The sequence below is a fragment of the Arthrobacter sp. STN4 genome (assembly GCF_024539665.1).
In the GTDB taxonomy this organism is placed as follows: Bacteria; Actinomycetota; Actinomycetes; order Actinomycetales; family Micrococcaceae; genus Specibacter.
In genome coordinates this window covers 23871-42926 of record NZ_JAKZGX010000024.1, presented here as the reverse complement: position 1 = coordinate 42926, position 19056 = coordinate 23871, and the positions used below count along the sequence as shown (strand labels likewise).

The following is a 19056-nucleotide window of genomic DNA, read 5'->3' as shown; positions in this document are numbered from 1 at the left end:
TGGCGGCCTTAGTTGTTGGTGGTGCGCTTGGCGGGGACGGTCTTGATGGCCTGGGTGGCGGGATTTCGGAAGACGCGGGGCTCGCGGCCCGGCTCCGCGTCGTCGTCGGAGAAGCTGATCAGTTCCTCCAGGAGGCTGCGCAGCTCGGAGCGGACGAAGTCGCGGGTGGCGACCTCGCGCAGGGAGATGCGCAACGCGGCCACCTCCCGGGTCAGGTACTCGGTGTCCGCCAGGTTGCGCTCGTTGCGGGTGCGGTCCTGCTCGATCTGGACGCGGTCCCGGTCATCCTGGCGGTTCTGGGCCAGCAGGATCAGTGGTGCCGCATAGGAGGCCTGGGTGGAGAAAAACAGGTTGAGCAGGATGAACGGGTACGGGTCCCACTTGAGGCCAAACAGCCCCACGACATTCAGCGCAATCCACACCACCACCACGATGGTCATGTACAGCAGGAAATTCGCCGTGCCCATGTAGCGGGCAAAGCGCTCGGCAAAGCGGCCGAAGAGGTCCGGGTCGCCGGCGAGGTTGGGCAGGAGCCGGGACCGCAGCTCCAGGGGCGTGTCGAGGCCGCCGCCCTTGGCGTGGTGCTTTTCAGCCAATGCGGCCTCCCAGCTTTCTGATCGGGGCGCTGTCGTCGTGCGTGCGCCAGTCCTCGGGGAGCAGGTGGTCCAGCAGGTCGTCCACGGTCACGGCGCCCACCAGCCGGCCCTCCTTGCTGACCACCGGCAGGGAGTTGAGGTTGTAGGAGGCCATGGTGTGGCTGACCACGCTGATGTCGTCCTGGTCGGAAACGGGCTCCAGGTTCTTGTCCACGAGCGTGCCCAACTGTTCCGGCGGGGCGCTGCGCAGCAGCTGCTGGATGTGCACCACGCCCAGGAAACGGCCCGTGGGCGTCTCCAGCGGCGGGCGGCAGATGAAGATGGCGGAGGCCAGCGCCGGGGAGAGGTCTTCGCTGCGCACGTGCGCCAGCGCCTCGGCAACCGTGGCCTCAGGGGGAAGGATCACCGGCACCGACGTCATGAGCGCGCCGGCCGTGCCCTCCTCGTACTGCAGCAGGCGCCGGACATCCTTGGCCTCGTCCGGTTCCATCAGCAGCAGCAGTTCCTCCGCCTTGGCCTGGGGGAGGTCGGCCAGGAGGTCGGCGGCGTCGTCGGGGTCCATCTCTTCCAGGACGTCCGCGGCGCGTTCGTTGTCGAGGGCGGAGAGCAGGGTGACCTGGTCTTCCTCCGGCAGTTCGGACATGACGTCAGCGAGCCGTTCGTCCTGCAGCTCGCTGGCCACCTCGACGCGGCGTTTGTCGCTCATTTCCTGCAGGGCGTCGGCGAAGTCTGCCGCCTTGAGGTCTTCATGGGTGGCCACAAAGTGCGTGGCGCCCTGCGGCTCCAGGGCGTCGTCGGGGTGGGCGTCCGCCCAGTCGATGAGCAGGGTGTGCCCGCGCCTCAGGCCGCGCAGCCGGGAGGTCGAGCCGCCCCGGCGCACAAACAGCTTCGTGACCACCCAGTCGCCGTTGCGCTGCTGGTCCATGGCAATGTCTTCAATGACGGCATCGCCGCTGCCGTCCACCAGGGACACCTTGCGGTCGAAGATCCCGCCCACCACCAGCTGTTCGGCGCCGCGCTGTTCAAAGCGGCGCAGGTTGACCAGGCCGGTGCAGATGATCTGGGACTGGTCCATGGACGTCAGGCGGGTCATCGGCACGAACACGCGTTTCTTGCCCGGGACTTCAACCACGATGCCGACGGCGTGCGGGGCCGTGTGCGGCTGGCCGAGGCCCAGCACCACCACATCGCGCAATTTGCCCAGACGGTCGCCCAACGGGTCAAAGACGTCCAGGCCGAGGAGTCGCGCCACAAAGATGCGCGTGGGTTGAGTGCTCACACCTACAGGCTACTTCCCACGCGTGGAATTGACGTAACCTTGGCGCGCCCGGCAGTGCGGGCGCATTTCACTGCCAGCGATACTCCAGCCAATGTGCAGGTAGATGGTGAAGAATGGTTGTATGGCAAACCTCTTTGGACGTACCCGACCAATGGATGAGGCCCGCGTTCTTCCCACCGGGGAGACGATCGGTTCCTACACCTCATATTTGGACGCCCAAAAGGCGGTCGACTACCTGGCGGACGAGAAATTCCCGGTCCAGCACGTCTCGATTGTGGGCAACGACCTGAAGATGGTGGAACGCGTCACCGGCAAGCTCAGCTATCCGCGCGTGGCCCTGTCCGGTGCCATGACCGGTGCCTGGTTTGGCCTGTTCATCGGGGTCCTTCTTTCCTTCTTCGACGGCAATGCCGGTGCGGGCGGGCCCTACCTGAACGTCATGACGGCGGTACTGATGGGCGCCGCGTTCTGGATGCTGTTCGCCATCATCGGCTACGCCGCCCAGCGCGGCAAGCGTGACTTCACCTCCACGAACCAGGTGCTGGCCAGCAACTACGACGTCATTGTTTCCCCGGACCTGGCCATGGACGCGCGCCGCATTCTCGCCCAGCTGCCCATGAAATCCGCCGCGCCCCGCCCCTTCCAGGGGCAGGGCTACCGGCCGCCGGTCCAGCCCCCCGCGCAGCCGCCGGCGCGCCCCGAAGGCTGGCACGACCCCTACGGCACGCCCAAGCAGCCCGTCCCCGACTCGCCCGAGGCCGAGGAAAGCCACGACCGTCCGGGCCAGGCACCCCTGAGCGGGCCGCGCCGCGGGCAGTTCCCCGACCTCCCGGACGGCCGCCCCCAGTACGGCATCCGCGTGGACAACCCGCCGCAGCGGGCCCCCGAGAAGCCCGAAGAGGGCGCGTCGGGGCAGTAGCCCTTTCACCTTTCGTGCCCGACGCCGGTCCCGCCCACCTGCCCCGACCAGGCAGGACGGGGCGGCCGAAGACGCCGATGGGGACTTGTGGGCCTGGATGATCCAGGCCCACAAGTCCCCATCGGCATTCTGCGCAGTGCCGCGGCGCCGGTCAGGGGAGGGCGCCCTCGCCGGCTGCAAAAATCCGGACCCGGACGTGTTCTTCGTTAAGGTCGTGGAGGCGTGCCTTGAGCAGGTCGGATGCCGTGATGGTGCCCACCGGTTCCACGGCGCCGTCGGCCCCGGTCCGGACCACCAGGGCACTGCCCCGCCCGTCCTCCGCGAGGAGGTAGGCCACGTGCCGGGTGGTGGCGCCGTCGTCGACCACCAGGCTGTCCCCGGGGGCGGGGGCCGGCCGGCCCGGGTCCAGGGGCGCCATCACCTGGCGGGCGAAGAAAGTTTCCAGCGGGTCGGTGGAATACTCGCGGGTCAGGTGGAGCCCTCGCCGTGCGATTTTCTCGGTCAGCACGGAGCGCTTGAGCACCAGACTGGACAGCGCGTGGGCCGCCGTGGCCGCGATCAGCAGTGGAAGGATGGCGCTGTAGACGTGGGTCAGCTCCACGGTGAAGATGACGCCGGTCAGGGGCGCGCGCATGACACCGCCCACGACCGCGGCCAGGCCGACCATCGCCCAGAACCCGGGGAAGACGTGGGGGAAGAACAGACCCTCGAGGGCGCCCAGCGCGCCGCCGATCATGAAGATCGGTGCCAGCACGCCGCCGGAGGTCCCGGAACCGAGGGACAGGGACCAGATCAGCGTCTTGACCACCAGGATCCCCACGATCAGGCCCATGGTCGCCCGGCCCGTGAGCAACTGGTCGATCACGTCGTAACCGACGCCCAGCGCGCGGGGCTCGATCAGCCCGCCGGCGCCGATGACCAGCCCGCCGATCGCCGGCCACCACATCCAGTGGACAGGCAGCTTGTGGAACGCATCCTCCGCGCGGTACACCAGCCAGGTGGCCACCACGGCCAACAGGCCGCCCACCACGCCGCCAACCACGGCCAGCGCGTTCACGGAAATCGGGTAGTGCAGGTCCGCGGGGACCGTGACCGGAAAGATCGGGGCCGTGCCCAGGAGCAGGCCGCGGCCGTAAATGGCGACGGCGACGGCGGCCACCACCGGGATGAAGCTGCGCGGGCGCCACTCGAAGAGCAGCAGTTCCACAGCCAGCAGCACGGCTGCCAGCGGCGAGTTGAACGTCGCTGCCATGCCGGCCGCGGCGCCGGCCACCATGAGCGCCTTCCGTTCGTCGGCGCTGAACTTCAGCCCCTGCGCCAGGATGGAGCCCAGGGCGCCGCCGGTCATGATGATGGGGCCCTCGGCACCGAACGGGCCGCCCGTGCCGATGCTGATGGCCGCGGAGATTGGTTTCAGCAGGGCCACCTTCGGGGCCACCACGCTGCCCTGGGTAAGGATGGCCTCGATGGCCTCGGGCATGCCGTGCCCGCGGATCTTCTCCGAGCCAAACCGGGCCATCACGCCGATGACAAGGCCGCCCACCGTCGGGGCGAACAGGACCAGCCACCAGGGATGGTGTGCCCCCGGGGCCACGAGGTCCGTGGCCAGGCGCTGGTAAAAGACCAAGTTGGTGACAAGGCCGATCAGCTTCAGCAGCACGAACGCGGCGGCGGCGCCGGCGGCGCCCACCAGCAGGGCCCAGGCCGTGATCACCAGCACGCGCGGGGTGAGCGTGAAGTCACCCAGCTCCAGCTTCCGCCGCATTCCCGTGCGCCCGCCGGGTGCCAGGGCGCCGATCCCGGCGCTCACAGGGCCACCCGGTTCCAGGCCATCGCGTCGGCGAGGGCGTCGTCGTCGGCGTTGGCCACCGAGGTGTAGAGCAGTTCCAGGGCGTCCACCACGCCGGCCTGGCGGTCCGCGGGGACCGCCGCCAGCATGCGTGCCAGCTGCTGCTTGCGCCACCCGGTCACGCGCTCCACCACCGCCTTGCCAAGCGCGCTCAGCTCCAGGGTCACCACGCTGCGGTGGTGGGTGTCCGAGCCGCGTTCGATGTGCCCGGACGCGGCCAGCCGCTCAGCCAGCCGGGACACGGACGACGGCGCCACCCCCATGGCGGCGGCGGCGCGGGAGGACTGCACCGTGCCCAGCGTGTCCAGGGTCAGGAGCAGCCGGAACTGTGGCCCGGTGAGCGGACCTTCGAGCTCGTTCAGGCTGTGCAGGGTCATGCCGACAACGTCGCGGGCCAGCATTTCAAGGGCGTGCACCCCGCGATCGTGCATGGAGGTGTTGGGTGGGACTGCGGTGGGCCCGGGATCGGGCAAAGGATGTTTCACTTCCAAAGTGTTGCACACCGCAAGAGTTTTACCGAATGGCCCGTAACGTTAAACCGCAACTGGGTCGCACTTGTTACCAATAATCCCCGAAAAATCGGGCGAAAACGGTAACAAGTGCGACCCAGTTGGGAGGGGCGGCGGAGTGCTAGGCGGAGAGGCGGGCCATCCAGGCTTCGACGTCGTCCGGGGTGCGGGGGAGTGCCGCGCTGAGGTTGACGGGTCCGCCGGCGGTGATGAGGATGTCGTCCTCGATCCGCACGCCGTTGCCGCGGTACTCGGCCGGGATGCCCAGGTCCTCGGCCTTGAAGTACAGGCCCGGTTCGATGGTGAAGACCATGCCCTCGGTGATGATGCCGTCCAGGTACAGCTCGGCACGGGCCTGCGCGCAGTCGTGCACGTCAAGGCCCAGGTGGTGGCTCGTGCCGTGTGGCATCCAGCGGCGGTGCTGCTGGCCCTCCGGCGACAGCGCGACGGCGGCCGCGACGGGCAGCAGGCCCCATTCCTCCAGGCGCGCGGCCAGCACCTCCATGGCGGCGTTGTGCACCTCGCGGAACCGGCGGCCCGGGACGGCGACGGCGAACGCAGCGTCCGCCGCGTCAAGCACCGCCTGGTAGATCCGGCGCTGGACCTCGGAGTACCGGCCGTTGACCGGGATGGTGCGCGTGACGTCCGCCGTGTACAGTGAATCCGCCTCGACGCCGGCGTCCACCAGCAGCATTTCGCCGTCGTTCACGGTGCCGGTGTTGTGCGTCCAGTGCAGGATGGTGGCATTGTTCCCGCCGGCGGCGATGGTGTCGTAGCCAAGCTCGTTGCCGTCCTCGCGGGCGCGGGCGAAGAACGCCCCTTCCACCACGCGTTCGCCGCGGCGGTGGGTCACGGCGCGCGGCAGGGCCTTGACGATCTCCTCGAAGCCGGCGGCCGTGGCGGCAATGGCGATCTTCATCTGCTCAATTTCCCACCCGTCCTTGAGGAGGCGCAGCTCGGACAGGGCCTCGGCCAGTTTCGCATCGAGTTCGTCCAGCGCGGCAAAGTCCATGTTCTCCGGGTCGACGGCGGTGTTGTAGCGGGCCGTGTCCACCAGGGCGTCGATGTTCTCGTCAACCTTGCGCACCAGCCGGACGGACACGCCGCCCACGCTGGGTTCGCCCACATTCTTGGTGATGGCCACCTCCAGCTCGGAAATGTCCACGGTGTCCAGGCCCAGCAGCGCCCTGAACTCGGCCAGTGTGGGCCGCGGGCCGATCCAGAACTCGCCGCTGCGGGAGTCGGCGTAGAACTGCTTCATGTCCCGGCCGGCCAGCGGCCGGAAGTACAGCGTCGCGTGGTGGTGGCCGCCGTCGTCCCCCTCGCCGTCGGCAACGGGTTCCAGGACCAGCACGGCGTCCGGCTCGTGGTCGACGCCCAGGCCCGTCAGGTGGGCAAACGCGGAGTGCGGGCGGAAGCGGTAGTCGCAGTCGTTGGAGCGGACCTTCAGGGCGCCGGCCGGGATGACCAGGCGCTCGCCCTTGAACTGTTCGGAAATGGCACAACGGCGGCGCGCGGCATGGTCCGCGACCTCGGCCCGGGCGGGCAGCTGCGTGGACGCGGGAGCCCAATTGGCGGCCATGAAGGCGCGGAACGCGTCCGAGTCGGGGCGGTGCGAACGGTTGTTCACGCGTTCCTCGAGCGGCTGCTGGATGGATTCAGGATGCTGGGTGGGCTGTTCCGTCTGGTTCATCCCCCCAGTCTCTCACCGGGGCTGCGCGCGGACAAAGGCAGGGAGCGCGGTGCCTGGCCCGGCCGGGACGTAGGCTGGGGGAGTGAGGATCGATCTGCACGCGCATTCAAACGTTTCCGACGGCACACAGGCCCCCGCGGGACTCGTGTCCGCGGCCGCTGCGGCGGGGCTGGACGTCCTTGCCCTGACCGACCACGACTCCACCGCCGGCTGGGCCGAGGCGTTGGCGGCGGCCCGCGGGCAGGGGATCGGGCTGGTCCCGGGCATGGAGGTGTCCTGCAAGACGTCCCGCGGGATCAGCGTCCACCTGCTGTGCTACCTGCACGACCCGGCCGACCCCGGGCTGCTGGAGGAAATCACCAAGGCCAAGGACGCCCGCCTGTCCCGCGCCGAACGCATGGTGGAGCGCCTGGCCGAGGACTACCCGCTGAACTGGGACGACGTCAGCGCGCACGTGGCCCCCGGCGCCACGGTCGGCCGGCCGCACATTGCCGACGCCCTGGTGGCGGCCGGGATCGTGGCCGACCGCAACGAGGCCTTTGCCAACATCCTTACCTCACATTCGCGCTACTTTGTCAGCCACTACGCACCGGACCCGGTGCTGGCCGTGGAATTGGTGCGGGCCGCCGGCGGGGTGCCCGTGTTTGCCCACCCGCTCGCGTCCGCCCGGGGGCGGGTGGTGGAGCCGGAAACCTTCCATGACATGATCGACGCCGGACTGCTCGGCCTGGAGGTCGACCACCGGGACAACCCGCCGGAAAACCGCGTCTGGCTGCGCAAGCTGGCGCGCCGGGAAGGGCTGATCGTGACCGGTTCCTCGGACTACCACGGCACCGGGAAACCGAACCTGCTCGGCGAAAACACCACGGCGCCGGAGATGCTCGAACGGATCGTTGACGCCGCGAAGGGTTCGCAGGCGTACCTGCCCTGACCACGGCCGGTGCAGCAATGGTTGTGCCATCATTACCTGCCCGCTCGGTCCATTCGGGCGCGCGGCGGGAGGGCGGCTGGTCGCTTTTTATGGCGGAACCCTCTTGCTGACCTGTTTATTGGGAAAAGGAATGAAAACGCCGACTACGACATGACCGCCGGAAACAAGGTCGGCTTTGGAATTTCCGCCGGCAGCATGACCGCCACGTGGATTTGGGCGTCGTCGATGGACGCCTCGGCCACCTCCGGCTATGCCTACGGCATTTCCGGGCCGATCCACTACGGCCTGTGGGGCGCGTTGATGATTTTGTTCATCCACCCCTTTGGCAAGCGGATCCGCTCCGTGGCGCCCAAGGCCCACACCCTGGCCGAGGCCCTGTACGCCCGGCACGGAAAACCCAGCCAGCTCATGCTGGCCGGCTCCAACATCGCCGGCTCCCTCATCAGCATCACCTCCAACTTCATTGCCGGTGGCATCCTGCTGTACTCCCCGTGGTCCGGTTTCCGTGCCTCCGTGCTGACGGATGCCGCGCAGGTGTTTGCCATGCTGGGCGCCGTGCATTGCCGCGGTGCTGGCCTACGCCATTGGCAACCAGAGCGTTGCCCAGCGCCTGTTTGCCGTGCGTGGGGACCTGATCAAGAAGACCTTCGTGACGGCAACCGGGGGCTATGGCGCCACCATCATCGGCATCGGCATGCTCGGCGTGATGGCGCCGTACACCGGCATTGTGCCGCTGGGCGGGGACACGAACAACCTGATCCCGCAAATGGCCGCGACGTACCCGGGCCCGGTGCTGCTGGGCATCTTCCTGATCATGATCATCGGGGCCCTGTCCTCGACAGCAGACTCGGACCTGTCGGCGCTGTCCGCCATCGTCATGGCCGACATCCATGGGCAGAACATTGCCAGGAAGGGCCAGGGGAACCCGAAGACCATGCTGTTCATCGGGCGCATCACCATGGTGGTTGCCACCGGCGCCGGCCTGTACTTTGCCAGCGGGAAGCTGAACATCCTTGACCTGCTGGTGTTTGTCGGCGCCCTCTGGGGTGCGCTCGTGTTCCCCGTCATCGCCAGCTTCTACTGGGAGAAGGTCACCAACAGGGCCTTCACCGACTCGGTGTTGGCGGCCCCGGCCGCGTTCATCCCCGTCCGCTTCGGCTGGCTGCCGCTGGGCGGCGCCGCCGGAATCGCCGTGGCCATCCTGGCCGTCATTGGAATCGGCGTGGTCCTTGGCCTGATGGCGTTCGGCTTCCTCGGGCTGAAGGTGGCCAAGACCGTGGCAGTGGCGGCGATCATTGCCGCAGCACCGTTTGCCCCCGGCCACCGCCGCGCTGGCACTTGACGAGAAAGCGTAGGACGAATCCATGGACGTTGTGTTCCTGACACTGTACATGCGGGTGTGGCCCGTGATCGTTGCCGTGGTCCTTTAGGTCCTGGGCAAGGCCTTCATCCAGGAAATCCTGACGGCGCGGCGTCAGGGCCGGCCCCTGGTTTAGGGCCCTCCCGGGCACCCAGCGGCAGGCGGCCTTAAGGTCCCGGCACCGTCATGGTTCCAGCACCGTCGTCATGGTTCCAGCACCGTCGCGACGTGGCCCAGCCGTGCCGTCATGACGGCAATCGCCTGGGGGTTGGCGTCAACGCACACAAAACGGCGCCCCAGCTTCGCCGCAACGGCGCCGAGCGTGCCGGAACCGGCGAAGAAGTCCAGCACCCAGTCGCCCTCCCGGGAGGAGGCCGCCACGGCCCGGCGCAGCAGCCCCTCGGGCTTCTGCGTCGGGTAGCCGGTCTTCTCCTTGCCCGTGGGCGAGACGATGGTGTGCCACCAGACATCCGTGGGCAGCTTGCCGCGCTCACGCTTTTCCGGCGTGACCAGGCCGGGGGCCATGTACGGTTCGCGGTCCACCTCGGCGTTGTCGAAGTGGTACTTCTTCGGGTCCTTGACATACACCAGGATGTTGTCGTGCTTGGTGGGCCAGCGGCTTTTGGCCCGCGCACCATAGTCATAGGCCCAGATGATCTCGTTCAGGAAGCATTCCCGGCCAAAGATCGCATCCAGCATGACCTTGGCGTAGTGGACCTCCCGGTAATCGAGGTGCAGGTACAGGGTGCCGTCCTCGGCGAGCAGCCGCCAGGCCTCCACCAGCCGCGGCTCCAGAAACTGCCAGTAGTCCGTGAAGGCGTCGTCATAGCTGTGCAGCGCGCCCTTGACGGTGTCGTAGCTGCGCCCGCCAAAGCCGATGCGGTCGCCGCCGCCGCCGGAATTGCGCACCATGGTGGTCTGCTGCCGGCTCTGCACCCTTCCGGTGTTGAAGGGCGGGTCCACATAAATCAGGGTGAAGGAACCATCCGGGAGGGTGGGGAGGAACTCGGCGTTGTCCGCATGGACCACCAGGTTCGGCCCCGCCCCGTCCGGCTGCCAGGCAGTCGTCGTCATCTGTTGTTGGCTATTCGCCGGCGTCGGGCTTGCCCACGACCTCGCCATTGCGGCGGCGGGTGCGGGTGCGCGTACGCCGCGGACGGGCCGCCGTGCCCTCGCCGGCGGTCTCGGCCGGCCCGTTGTCCCGGGCCTCGTCCCGCTCGCCAGAGGAGGCCCGACGGCGGTTGCGCCCGCCGTCGTTCCGCTCGCCGGCGTGCTTCTCGCCGTGGCGGGCGCCGCTTCGGTTTCCGCCGCGGTTGCCGCCCCGGCCACCCTCACGGCTGTCCTGCTTCGGGGTGTGGCGCTTGCCGGTCTCGCCCAGGTCCTCCAGGACTTCGGCCCCGATCCCGGCGTGGGTGCGCTGGTTGCGCGGCAGGCGGCCCTTGGTGCCTTCCGGGATGTCCAGGTCGGTGTAGAGGTGCGGGGAGGAGGAGTAGGTCTCGACGGGTTCGGGCACGTTCAGGCCCAGGGCCTTGTTGATCAGCGCCCACCGGGGCATGTCGTCCCAGTCCACGAACGTGACGGCCGTGCCCTTGTTGCCGGCGCGGCCCGTGCGGCCCACGCGGTGCAGGTAGATCTTCTCGTCCTCGACGCACTGGTAGTTGACCACGTGCGTGACGTCGTCCACGTCGATGCCGCGGGCGGCGACGTCGGTGGCCACCAGCACGTCGACCTTGTTGTTGCGGAAGGCGCGCAGGGCCTGCTCGCGGGCGCCCTGGCCGAGGTCGCCGTGGATGGCGGCGGCGGCAAAGCCGCGGTCCACGAGTTCCTCGGAGACCTTGGCGGCGGTGCGCTTGGTCTTGGTGAAGATGATGGAGCGGCCGCGGCCGCGCGACTGCAGGATGCGGGCCAGGACCTCGATCTTGTCCAGGTTGTGCGTGCGGTAGATGACCTGGCGGATGTCGCGCTTGGTCAGGCCCTCGTCGTCGGGGTCGGCGGCACGGATGTGCGTGGGCTGCGTCATGTACCGCCGGGCCATGGCGACGACGGGGCCGGGCATGGTGGCGGAGAACAGCATGGTCTGGCGCACGGCCGGGGTGCCGGCGATCAGGGTCTCGACGTCGGGCAGGAAGCCCAGGTCCAGCATCTCGTCGGCCTCGTCGAGGATGACGATCTTGACGTTCTTCAGGTTCAGGTGGCGCTGGCGCAGCAGGTCAATCAGGCGGCCGGGGGTGCCGACCACCACTTCAACGCCCTTTTGCAGGGACTCGATCTGGGGCTCGTAGGCACGGCCGCCGTAAATCGTGGCGATGCGCACGCCGCGGTGCTTGGAGGCCGTGGTGAGGTCGCCGGCGACCTGGACGGCCAGTTCGCGCGTCGGCACGATGACCAGGGCCTGCGGGGCGCCGGGCACGGGCAGCTTGTCATAGCCGTCGTCCTTCGGGCCCACCACGCGCTGCAGCGCGGGGATGCCGAAGCCGAGCGTCTTGCCGGTGCCGGTCTTGGCCTGGCCGATGATGTCGTGCCCGCCGAGTGCGATGGGCAGGGTCATGGCCTGGATCGGGAAGGGATGGGTGATGCCGGCCTCGTTCAGCGACAGCACGATGTCCGCGTGCACGCCGAAGCTGGCGAAGGTGGCCTTCTCTTCCTGGCGGGGAGGCTCGTTGCTGGTCAGGCTGCCGTCAATTTCGACCTTCTCGCTGCTGTCTTCTGCCTGCAGGAGGGAATCTGCTTCAATGCTCAAATTCGTACCGTTCAATTCGTCTATACAGGTGCGCACCCGGTGGCGGCTCAACGCCGGCTTGTCATTGCCGTACGGAACCTGGCGGGGCGCACAAACGGGGGGAAGCCGATCGCGGGCTTACAAAAACGTGGCCTCCCTCCGCCAGGGCGGCGGGCGGGGCGGACCAAAAGAAAGACTCGCGTAGGGGCGGGCTTGTTGAATCAAAAACATCAATCAACGACCGGGCATCCATGTCTACACCCCAAGTCTAGCCGGTCACACCCAATTCCCCTCCGCGGGCCGTCATTTAACGGGGGTGTCGGTGCGCGGCATCCCCGTCTAGCTGCCGTCCTTGCGGGGGGCTGCGGGGACAAACTGGATGGTCCGCCTGGCGATGTCCGCCGTCACGAGCTTCACCCGCACCACGGTGCCCGGTTCCAGCGCGCCTTCGCAGTACCCGGTGACGGCCGGGTCCGCGATCTGGATGGTGCTGCGGGCGGCACCGGCCTTGGTGGTGTGGCCGTTCTGCCGCGGGCCGGCCAGGACGACGGCGTCAAATTCCGTCCCGACCCTGTGGCTGAGCAGCGCCGCCTCCACCGTGTCGATCGCGGCCTTGTCCACCTTGCTGGCGAGCTGGTTGGACGCGGACATGATCTCCGGAAGCCCGTCCAGGGCCTGGACCGCCCAGTCCGGCGCCTCGGAGCCGGAACACAGGGCCGCGCAGATGGCCAGCACAAACCGGTCCACCAGACGGCGCAGCGGCGCGGTGGCGTGGGCGTACGGGGCGGCGACGGCGGCCTGGACCACCTCCTCGGGCACCTCACCGTTAAAGGGTGTGTAGCCGGCGCCGCGGAACAGCGTGGCCGCGGCGTGCATGAGGGCCAGCTGCCTGGGGTCCGAGGTGTCCAGGGTGCGCAGGTAGGCCCCGTACTCCATGCCCTCCTCCCAGGGCTTGCCCAAGGCCACGGTCTGCATCCGGTAGGCGGCCACGGCGCCGTCGTCAGGGGCCGGCATGGTGCGCAGGATGCCCACCTTGCCCTCGAGCATCACCTGGGCGGCGGCCATGCCGGTCAAGAGGGAAATCTGTGCGTTCCAGTCTTCCAGCGGCAGGGCGGGCCGGAACTGCAGGACGTAGCGGCCGTCCACAAACTCCACTTCCTGGGCCGGGACGTTCAGGCTGGCGCCGCCGCGGGCGCGTTCCAGCCCGATCCGCTTCGTCCCGATCTCCCGCAGCAGCTCCAGGGTGCCGGCATAGTCGGCCGGGGCGGTGCCGGCGTCGAGCATGTCCTGGGCCTCGGCATAGCCCAGCTTGGCGATGCTCCGGACGGTGGCGCGGCGGACGCGGGCCGAAAGCTGCGAACCGTCGGCGGCCAGTTCAATCTCCCAGACGAAGGCGGAACGGGGATTGTTGGCGAACAGGCTGGCGGCACCCTCGCTGAGCGGGACAGGGTGCAGGGGGATGCGGTTGCCGGGGGTGTAGAAGGTCTGGCCGCGGCGGCGGGTTTCCGTGTCGAGCGCGCCGCCCGCGGGGACGAAGGAGGGGACGTCGGCGATGGCGTAGTGGACCACGTAGCCGGAGCCCTTGCGCTCCAGGTACATGGCCTGGTCAAGGTCCAGGGAGCCGGGCGGGTCGATGGTGATGAAGGGCAGGGCGGTCAGGTCCGGCTCCGGGAGCGTGTGGCCGGCAATGACCGTCTCCACTTCCGCCAGCACGTCCGGGCCAAATCCGTCGGGCAGGTCAAACTCCACCGACAGGGCTGCCAGGGCCTCGGCCAGTGCCTGCTGCGCGGCGCTGCCTTTGACGCCAATGTGAGAGTACGGCACGCAATCAGCGTAAACGATTCGCCCCGCTACGCAAGGGCGGCGCGGCCCGGCTACGCTGGAGCCTATGAGTACTCCGCCCCCCGCAGCCGAAGAGCCCATTTCCGCCGGAGAGCTGAGCGCACGGTACGACAAATTTGTGGTGGACCTGCTCGGCGGCATTGCCTACGGGGAGCTTTCCGGGTTTGAGCGGCTGTCCTCCGACGCCCGCTACTCGCCAACGCTCAATGACCGCGCCGTGCTGGGCAAGATGGCGGTGGCCGAGTTTGGGCACTACGAGATGGTGTGCGCCAGGCTGCACGCCATGGGCATGGACCCGGAGCTGGCCATGCTGCCGTTCCAGCGCACGATTGACTCCTTCCACGAGCGGACGCGGCCTGCCGACTGGCATGAATCGCTCATGAAGGCCTACGTGGTGGATGCCATCACCGAGGACTTTTATGCAGCCATTGCCGAACGGCTGGACGGCGAAACGCGCGGCATCATTGCCCGGGTGCGCACCAGCAAGGCCCAGACGGAGCTGCTGGAACAGCTGCTGCACAAGATGCTCGCCGAGGACCCCCGGCTGTCCTCACGCCTGGCGTTGTGGGGCCGGCGGCTGGTGGGTGAGGCGCTGACCCAGGCGCAGCAGATCGGCGCACGGCACAGTTTCCTGGTGGGCCTGGGCCCGGACGGCAGGCAGGAGGAGGCCGCCTCGGAGGTGGGAACCATCCTGGCCCAGCTGACGCGCGGGCACTCAAAGCGCATGAGCCGGCTGGGCCTGACGGCCTGAGCCATGCTGCGCAGTTACGGGTGCTGCGCGGCCCGGACATCGGCCACGATCCGGCGGACGGCATCCGCCACGCTGTCCCCGGCCAGGATCGGTCGTTCGGCCACGCCCTCCAGTGCGTTCCAGCCGTGGTACCAGCCCCGCATCTGCTTTTCGCCAAAGTCCGCCAGCTTGTGCGGCCGGGTCTGGTGGCGGCGCAGCGTCTCCTCAAGCGTGAGGTCCCAGGCGTAGAACAGGCTGGGCCCGGCATGCCCGTTGCGCAGCCGGATGAACGTCGCGCTGTACGCCGAGGCGTTGAACATGCCGTCCATGATGACATCCCGCCCGTGCCGCAGTGCCAGCTGGGCCGCGTGTTCAATGAGTTCCACGCTCAAAAGCGAGTAGTTGCCCGTTTCGCCGAGGATGCCGCGGCGGAAGTAGTCCTGTTCAATCCACACCGCACCCAGTTCGTGCTGCAGCGCGCGGGCCACCGTGCTCTTGCCGGAGCCGGAATTGCCGCGCAGCACGATCAAGGTGGACATGCTTCCATCCAAGCACAGGCGCCGCCGCGGCCCCAGCAGCCCTACATGGGCCTGCTTGCTTCGGTGTCACAGGGAGTGGGCCACCAGTTCCTTCATGATCTCGTTCGTGCCGCCGTAAATTTTTTGGACGCGTGCGGCGGCGTAGCGGCGGGCAATGGGGTACTCGGTCATGTAGCCGTATCCGCCAAAGACCTGCAGGCACCGGTCGGTGACCTTGCTTTGCACATCGGTGCACCAGAATTTTGCGAGCGAGGCCGTAGGCGCATCGAGGGCGCCGGCGACGTGCAGGGCAATGCAGTGGTCGACGAGCGTGCGGGCCGCGAGGCTGTCTGCTGCCGACTCCGCGAGCACGAACCGGGTGTTTTGGAAGGACATCAGCTTTTGGCCAAAGGCGTCCCTGTCCTTCGCATACGCCGTTGCCTCGCGAACCGCGTACTCCGACTCCGCGGCAGAGGCCACTGCGATGGCCAGGCGTTCCTGGGGCAGCTGCTGCATGAGTTGGATGAAGCCCCGGCCCTCGATGCCGCCCAGGACGTTTTCGGCCGGAACCCTCATGTCAACGAAGGAGAGTTCGCGGGTGTCCTGCCCGTGCATGCCGATCTTCTCCAGGATGCGGCCGCGTTCGAATCCGGCAAGGCCGGCGGTCTCGGCCACAATGAGTGACAATCCCTTGCCGCCCTTGTCCGCACCCGTCCGGGCGGCGATAATCAGCAGGTCGCAGTCGGTGGCGTTGGAGATGAAGGTCTTGGAGCCGTTGACCACGTACGCGTCGCCGTCGCGCCTGGCCTGGGTGCGGACACTTTGGAGGTCCGAACCTGTCGAGGGTTCGGTCATGGCGATGGCGCCGACAAGGCTGCCGTCCGCCATGCCGGGGAGCCAGCGCTGTTTCTGTGCTTCCGTGCCGAAGGCGGCGATGTAGTGGGCGACAATGGCACTGTGGACGACGTTGGCCCAGGCGGAGTCGGCGATGCGTGCCTGCTCTTCGATGATGACGGCCTCGTGGGCGAAGGTGCCGCCGCCTCCGCCGTATTCCTCGGGGATGCTGATGCACAAAAGGCCTGCCGCGCCGGCCTGACGCCAGAATTCCCTGTCCACGCAGTGCTGTTGGGCCCACCGGGCATGGTGCGGGCGGGAATTCTGGTCCAGGAACGTGCGGGCCAGGTCCCTGAGGTCGTCAAGTTCCTCCGTCAGCCAGGGGGAACGGTGGTTGTCCATGATCACGGTGGTGCTCCTAGTGTCCGGTGAAGTGCGATGTGTGCCGCCCGGTGGCTGCGGCAACGCCTTGGCGGGCATCGGGGGTGCCGACGCCGGGACGGGCCACGGCGGCCAGGGGCAGGTCGTGCGCCAGGCCAAGGGCCGTCCAATACTCCGTGGTGCGGGCCGCGAACCCGCGCGCCAGTTCGTCGCGCGTCCGTCCCACCAATGCGGAGAGCCGGTTGACAAAGTGCGGCTCGAGCGCGGCGACGGCGATGTACCCGTCGGCAGTTTCGTAGATGCCGTACGACGGCGTTGCGCCGCCAAGGACGGACCCGGGGGACGTGAGGCCGTGCCGGACACCGGCGGCCGCGGAGTGGGCCGCGTCATCCAGGGACACCCGCTCGTGGACGTTCCGGGCGCCGTGGTCCCGTTGGCGCAGGGCCGCGAAGGTGGCGGACACGGCCCGCTCGGCGCCCAACAGGTCTGCGACCGGCACGAGCGGCAGGGCCGGGGGAAGAAGTGTGCCGTGAGCGGCCTGGTAGGTGAGGTCATGGCCGGGCTGCTCGGCCAGGGGGCCGTCGTGCCCGACGATCTCGACGAGGGCGGTGTTGTGGAACTGGAGGTCCGCGAGGAGCCGGAGCCGGGCGAAGGCCGAGGGGCGCATGGCCGTGAGCAGCACGTCGGCCTGGGCCAGGCGGGCCAGGAACCCGGACCGTCCCGCCGGGTCCTTCAGGTCGAGCCGGATGACTTCCTGGCCCGTGACGAGTTCGGAATACCATGACGGGGCAGCGCCTTGGAGCGGATCGCCCTGCGGCGGCTCAACCTTGATGACCTTGGCACCCAGCATCGCCAGCCTGGACGCAGCCACGGGTCCGGGAAGGTTGATTGCAAGGGTGACTATGACAACGCCGGCAAGCGGGCTGGACATGGGCTCTCCTCGTGGTGGCGTCTCTGCCGTAATTTGTACAGTTGTACTGTATCCAAAACGTATATTCAATAGTTTGTAGGTTAGTATGGCGGGATGAACGGAAGGGGCGGCGGCGTGGAGAACGCCGGGGGGCAAAAAACGGCGGCACCTCTGGCGCCCTGGTCAGCCGGCGACCTCACGTCCAAGGCGCGAATTCGCAATGCAGCCCTCCGCTTGTTCGCCCAGTACGGCGAGGGCGGCACCTCGATGCGGATGATCGCTGCCGAAGCCGAAGTGACCGTCGGGCTCGTAGCCCACCACTACGGGACCAAGGACCGGCTGCGGGAGGCCGTGGACGAGGCCATCGTCAATCTTTTCGCCGAAACCCTTGCCTCGACCCCGGTGACTGGCACCCCGCACGAGGTTGTCGGCCGCCGGGACGCCGCCGTGGCACAGATGCTGGGGAGCAACCCGGTGGTCCTGGACTACCTGCGCCGTGCCCTGCTTACCGGCCAGGGGCGGCCCGGTGACGTGCTGAGCCAATTGGCGGTGCTGACGGCCAACCAGGTGCGCGCCCTGCGCGAGTCGGGACTGGCCTCAACGGGCCGCAGCGTCACCGAGCAAACAGTGACAACCATCGTCCGCCAGCTTGGACGCCTGCTGCTGCAACCCATGGCCAACCGCATTTTCGAGGAGTTCGGGGAACCGGGCGAGGAAGCCCCCGAACTCGTCGTGGGAGTCAGGACGTAAGGCCGACCGCCGTCGCCCTTTACCCGGTCCCTTGGCGCCTCGTCGTGCGCCCTCCCGCAGGACGTGCGTTCGCTCACAACCGGAATAGCCGCTGCAGCGCGCCCGTTCCCACCATTAACGACTTCAGAGGAGAAGAATGCTGGACGTGGTGATCATCGGTGCCGGACAGGCAGGCCTTTCCGCCGCCTATTACCTGGCCCGTCACGGGCTCATTCCGGAGCGCGACTTTGTGGTCCTCGACGCCAACAGCGGTCCCGGCGGGGCCTGGCGCCACCGCTGGCCGTCCCTCACCCTCGGTGCCGCGCACGCCGTCCACGACCTGCCCGGCATGAAGCTTGGTCCGGCCGATCCCGGTGAACCGGCTTCCGCCGTCGTGGAACGCTACTATGCCCGCTACGAAAAGACCTTTGAGCTGCCCGTGCACCGGCCCGTCAACGTCCTGGCCGTCCGCCACCAGGACACGGACGACGACGGCGTTCCCGGGACCGTGCCCGGCGCCCCCCTGACGGTGGAAACCGACCGCGGCCGGTACGTGACGCGCCTGGTCATCAACGCCACGGGCACCTGGGACAAGCCGCACTGGCCGCACTATCCCGGCCAGGAAACATTCACCGGCCGCCAGCTGCACACCCATGACTTCCAGTCCGCTGCGGACTTTGCCGGGCACCGTGTGATGGTGGTGGGCGGGGGCACCTCCGCGGTGCAGTTCCTGCTGCAGCTGTCCGCGGAAGGCGTGGAAACCGCGTGGTCCACGCGCCGCCCGCCGGAATTCACCACCCGCGGGTTCGACCCGGACTGGGGCCGGGACGTGGAACGGCGCGTCAACGAGCGCACGGCCGCCGGGCTGCCGCCGCTGAGCGTGGTGGGCGTGACCGGACTGCCATTAACACAGCAGTACCAAAACGGGATTGCCGCCGGAACACTGGTCTCCCGCGGCCCGTTGCAGCGGCTCACCCCCATGGGCGCCGAGTTTGAAGACGGCTCCGGCTTCCAGGCCGACACCATACTCTGGGCCACCGGCTTCCGCGCCGCCCTGGACCACCTGGCCCCGCTGAAGCTGCGGGAACCCGGCGGCGGCATCGTCATGGACGGGGTCAAGGTGGCGCGCGAACCGCGGCTGCTGCTGGTGGGGTACGGCGCCTCGGCCTCGACCCTGGGTGCCAACCGGGCCGGCCGGGCCGCAGCGCTCGCCGCCCTGGAACGGCTCAGCGTCCCCGCTGCCGCCTGATACCCGGC

General features: G+C 68.5%; 16 protein-coding genes and 1 pseudogene. 6 read left to right on the top strand and 11 right to left on the bottom strand.

Features of this window, described 5'->3' with window-relative positions; all coding sequences use genetic code 11:
- Positions 1–8 precede the first annotated feature (8 nt).
- The gene (locus tag MMF96_RS15225; protein ID WP_256884014.1) at positions 9–596 is read right to left on the bottom strand and encodes a DUF1003 domain-containing protein; all 588 of its coding nucleotides are present in this window, start codon (positions 594–596) and stop codon (positions 9–11) included.
- Positions 589–1875, bottom strand: coding sequence for a magnesium transporter MgtE N-terminal domain-containing protein (locus MMF96_RS15220; protein WP_256884013.1), 1287 nt, complete (start codon positions 1873–1875; stop codon positions 589–591). The genes MMF96_RS15225 and MMF96_RS15220 overlap by 8 nt, the downstream gene beginning before the upstream one ends.
- A 121-nt stretch (positions 1876–1996) precedes the next feature.
- On the opposite strand from MMF96_RS15220, the gene MMF96_RS15215 reads away from it, so the two are divergent.
- Entirely contained in the window at positions 1997–2794 is a 798-nt protein-coding gene (locus MMF96_RS15215; RefSeq protein WP_176617549.1) for a general stress protein, read from the top strand.
- Positions 2795–2945: 151 nt separating this feature from the next.
- On the opposite strand, the gene MMF96_RS15210 is transcribed toward MMF96_RS15215, so the two are convergent.
- The 3 genes from MMF96_RS15210 to MMF96_RS15200 all read right to left on the bottom strand — a co-directional run bounded on the left by MMF96_RS15210 (position 2946) and on the right by MMF96_RS15200 (position 6845).
- Positions 2946–4604 (bottom strand): chloride channel protein, encoded by a 1659-nt coding sequence (locus MMF96_RS15210; protein WP_256884012.1) that lies wholly within the window; start codon positions 4602–4604, stop codon positions 2946–2948.
- Positions 4601–5128 (bottom strand): MarR family winged helix-turn-helix transcriptional regulator, encoded by a 528-nt coding sequence (locus MMF96_RS15205; RefSeq protein ID WP_256884011.1) that lies wholly within the window; start codon positions 5126–5128, stop codon positions 4601–4603. Before MMF96_RS15205 ends, MMF96_RS15210 begins: the two co-directional genes overlap by 4 nt.
- A 145-nt stretch (positions 5129–5273) precedes the next feature.
- On the bottom strand, positions 5274–6845 hold the full coding sequence (locus MMF96_RS15200) for an aminopeptidase P family protein (protein WP_256884010.1): 1572 nt from the start codon (positions 6843–6845) through the stop codon (positions 5274–5276).
- Between the two features lie 82 nt (positions 6846–6927).
- Here MMF96_RS15200 and MMF96_RS15195 point away from each other — a divergent pair, with 82 nt between their 5' ends.
- Positions 6928–7776 (top strand): PHP domain-containing protein, encoded by an 849-nt coding sequence (locus tag MMF96_RS15195; RefSeq protein WP_176617552.1) that lies wholly within the window; start codon positions 6928–6930, stop codon positions 7774–7776.
- Positions 7777–7807: 31 nt separating this feature from the next.
- A pseudogene (locus MMF96_RS15190) lies at positions 7808–9097 on the top strand (sodium:proline symporter); the annotation flags it as partial.
- Between the two features lie 243 nt (positions 9098–9340).
- Here the strand turns inward: MMF96_RS15190 and MMF96_RS15185 are convergent.
- From MMF96_RS15185 to MMF96_RS15175, 3 genes are all read right to left on the bottom strand, one after another.
- On the bottom strand, positions 9341–10210 hold the full coding sequence (locus MMF96_RS15185) for a site-specific DNA-methyltransferase (protein ID WP_176617553.1): 870 nt from the start codon (positions 10208–10210) through the stop codon (positions 9341–9343).
- A gap of 10 nt (positions 10211–10220) precedes the next feature.
- Entirely contained in the window at positions 10221–11819 is a 1599-nt protein-coding gene (locus tag MMF96_RS15180; RefSeq protein ID WP_371131012.1) for a DEAD/DEAH box helicase, read from the bottom strand.
- A 375-nt stretch (positions 11820–12194) separates the two neighbouring features.
- Positions 12195–13679: an RNB domain-containing ribonuclease gene (locus tag MMF96_RS15175; RefSeq protein WP_256884009.1), complete on the bottom strand. Its 1485-nt coding sequence runs from the start codon at positions 13677–13679 to the stop codon at positions 12195–12197.
- A gap of 64 nt (positions 13680–13743) precedes the next feature.
- Here MMF96_RS15175 and MMF96_RS15170 point away from each other — a divergent pair, with 64 nt between their 5' ends.
- Positions 13744–14448: a ferritin-like fold-containing protein gene (locus tag MMF96_RS15170; protein WP_256884008.1), complete on the top strand. Its 705-nt coding sequence runs from the start codon at positions 13744–13746 to the stop codon at positions 14446–14448.
- Positions 14449–14462: 14 nt separating this feature from the next.
- Here MMF96_RS15170 and MMF96_RS15165 read toward each other — a convergent pair whose 3' ends face one another.
- The 3 genes from MMF96_RS15165 to MMF96_RS15155 all read right to left on the bottom strand — a co-directional run bounded on the left by MMF96_RS15165 (position 14463) and on the right by MMF96_RS15155 (position 17091).
- Positions 14463–14966, bottom strand: a complete 504-nt coding sequence (locus MMF96_RS15165) for an AAA family ATPase (RefSeq protein WP_176617557.1) — start codon at positions 14964–14966, stop codon at positions 14463–14465.
- 66 nt (positions 14967–15032) lie between these two features.
- Positions 15033–16187 carry an acyl-CoA dehydrogenase family protein gene (locus MMF96_RS15160; RefSeq protein WP_375141449.1) on the bottom strand — a complete coding sequence of 385 codons (1155 nt, stop codon included), beginning with the start codon at positions 16185–16187 and terminating at the stop codon, positions 15033–15035.
- Between the two features lie 10 nt (positions 16188–16197).
- On the bottom strand, positions 16198–17091 hold the full coding sequence (locus MMF96_RS15155; protein ID WP_256884007.1) for a CoA transferase: 894 nt from the start codon (positions 17089–17091) through the stop codon (positions 16198–16200).
- Positions 17092–17184: 93 nt separating this feature from the next.
- Here MMF96_RS15155 and MMF96_RS15150 point away from each other — a divergent pair, with 93 nt between their 5' ends.
- Positions 17185–17820 carry a TetR/AcrR family transcriptional regulator gene (locus tag MMF96_RS15150; protein ID WP_218063195.1) on the top strand — a complete coding sequence of 212 codons (636 nt, stop codon included), beginning with the start codon at positions 17185–17187 and terminating at the stop codon, positions 17818–17820.
- 136 nt (positions 17821–17956) lie between these two features.
- Positions 17957–19048 carry an FAD-dependent oxidoreductase gene (locus tag MMF96_RS15145; protein WP_256884006.1) on the top strand — a complete coding sequence of 364 codons (1092 nt, stop codon included), beginning with the start codon at positions 17957–17959 and terminating at the stop codon, positions 19046–19048.
- Positions 19049–19056 lie beyond the last annotated feature (8 nt).